This window comes from Pseudomonas sp. CJQ_9, assembly GCF_043106615.1.
Classification (GTDB): domain Bacteria; phylum Pseudomonadota; class Gammaproteobacteria; order Pseudomonadales; family Pseudomonadaceae; genus Aquipseudomonas; species Aquipseudomonas juntendi.
On the sequence record NZ_JBICMS010000049.1, the window covers coordinates 1 to 2295 of the forward strand.

Consider the following 2295-nt stretch of genomic DNA (forward strand, 5'->3'; position numbering starts at 1 on the left):
CGGGCGTGCCCGCGAAGGGCTGCAAAGCAGCCCCAGTTACGCAGGCATTAACCCAAAGGTGCCCTTGTTTACAACGACCCCATCAATTCAGCGCTGGCTTGTCGCCGTTGATCGGGATGCGCTTGGCCTTGGCTTCTTCAGGCACGATGCGCAGCAGGTCGATGCTGAGCAGACCATTGGCCAGGCCGGCAGCCTTGACTTCAATGTGGTCGGCCAAGCGGAACGACAGCTTGAAGGCGCGCTGCGCGATACCCTGGTGCAGGTAGGTCACTTCAGCATCACCATTGTCACGCTTGCCACCGGTGACGGTCAGGACGCCCTTTTCGACCTGCAGGTCGAGGTCCTGCTCCTGGAAACCGGCTGCGGCAACCACGATACGGTATTGGTCATCGCCATGCTTTTCCACGTTGTAGGGCGGGTAGCTGCTACCAGCCTCATTACGGGCCGCGGATTCGAACAGGTCATTGAAGCGGTCGAAGCCAACGGAATGACGGAACAGTGGAGCAAGAGAGAAAGCGGTAGTCATGGTCATAAACTCCTGAGTATCAGCAAGTAAGTCATTGCGCGACCCGAATTCGGCATCGCGTACTCAATAGATAGGGCCAAGACAACGGCTTTCAAGGGGGGAAATTGAAAAATCTGCAGAGGTGAACAGACCGATGGCCGATCAGGCAACACAGACCTCGGCCACCGCATCACAGCCCAGCAACCGGCTGATGCGCGCACAGTCATCCTCGCGGCGCAACTCGGCAAACAGCAGCACCGCCTCCGGGTAGCTACGGGTCAGCATGGCCAGCCACTGCTTCAGTCGGCCGGGCGCATAACGCGGTGACAGCTTGGCCTGGGCCTGGCGCCAGAACTCGCGCAGCAGCGGCTGCAGGTCCTGCCAGCCCAGCGGCTGGTAATCACGCCCATCCCGCGCCGCGGCTATCTGCAGGCCAAGGTCAGGGCGCGAAACCAGCCCACGGCCAAGCATGATGTGCTCAGCACCACTGACCTCACGGCAACGCCGCCAGTCGTCCACGGTCCAAATCTCGCCATTGGCAAACACGGGCACCTTGACCACGTCCTGCACCCGCGCCACCCACTCCCAATGGGCGGGTGGCTTGTAGCCCTCGACCTTGGTCCGCGCATGCACCACGAGGTGCGCCGAGCCGCCATCAGCCAGCGCCATGGCACAATCCAGCGCGCCGGCCGGGCTATCGAAGCCCAGGCGCATCTTCGCGGTTACCGGGATATGCGCAGGCACCGCGCGGCGCACGGCATGCACGATGGCATGGAGCAACTCCGGCTCCTTGAGCAGCACGGCGCCACCGCGGGACTTGTTCACTGTCTTGGCCGGGCAGCCAAAGTTCAGGTCGATGACCGGCGCGCCCAGTTCACAGGCCAGTGCGGCGTTTTCCGCCAGGCATAGCGGGTCCGACCCCAGCAATTGCACGCGCATGGGCACCCCGGCAGCCGTCAGCGCCCCCTGGCGCAGCTCGGGCGCCAGCTTGTGGAACGACGCCGGCGGCAACAGGCGGTCGCACACCCGAATGAACTCGGTGACGCACCAATCTATACCGCCCACACGGGTCAGCACGTCGCGCAGGATGTTGTCGACCAGCCCCTCCATGGGGGCCAGAGCAATTTGCATGTTGGGGTCTCGGCGGAAAAAGGCGGCAGTCTAACAAAAAAACCCGGCGTTTCAGGCACCGATCAGCGCCGGCCCATAACCGTCGAGAAATTCTGCCGGCATGCGCCTGGGCTTGCCGCTGGAAAGCTCGATGCAGGCGAAGGTGGTCTGCGCCCGCAGCAGGGTCACACCGTCACGCGGGCGTTGGAGTTGGAAACGCCGGGTCATGCGCAGGCGCTGATCCCAGTCGATGATCCAGGTGGCCAGTTGCAATTCGTCGTCTTCGTAGGCGGCCGCCAGGTAATCGATTTCGTGGCGCACTACAGCCATTGCACGGTCCAGCCGGCGATACGCGGCAAGGTCCAGGCCCAGGCGCTGGGAGTGACGCCAGGCACAGCGCTCCAGCCAGGTGACGTAGACGGCATTGTTGGCGTGGCCGAGGCCATCGATGTCCTCGCTGCCGACGCGCAGGTCGAGGACGAAGGGTGTTGGCAGGTCCCAACTCATGTTCGCTTCCTTGGCGCAAAAGCCGATTTAGCAGCGCCGAGCGGGTCAATGTCCAGCGACATCGCCATGCTCCAGGGCCAAAGCACCCTGCGCAGCCTGCAGAATGCGTTCGCCAGGCAAAAGCCATGGCCCTATTCCAGAGCAGGTATGACAGGGAAAACGGGGGAAGGGAA

At 63.1% G+C, this 2295-nt stretch carries 3 protein-coding genes; all 3 read right to left on the reverse strand.

Annotated elements, in window-relative coordinates; translation table 11 throughout:
- Positions 1 to 82: 82 nt before the first annotated feature.
- The gene (locus ACF8SD_RS08885) at positions 83 to 526 is read right to left on the reverse strand and encodes an Hsp20 family protein (protein WP_029887105.1); all 444 of its coding nucleotides are present in this window, start codon (positions 524 to 526) and stop codon (positions 83 to 85) included.
- A 141-nt stretch (positions 527 to 667) separates the two neighbouring features.
- On the reverse strand, positions 668 to 1636 hold the full coding sequence (locus ACF8SD_RS08890) for a tRNA dihydrouridine synthase (protein WP_392484688.1): 969 nt from the start codon (positions 1634 to 1636) through the stop codon (positions 668 to 670).
- Between the two features lie 51 nt (positions 1637 to 1687).
- Complete coding sequence (locus tag ACF8SD_RS08895) at positions 1688 to 2122, reverse strand: acyl-CoA thioesterase (RefSeq protein ID WP_392484689.1); 435 nt, start codon at positions 2120 to 2122, stop codon at positions 1688 to 1690.
- Between the last annotated feature and the right edge of the window lie 173 nt (positions 2123 to 2295).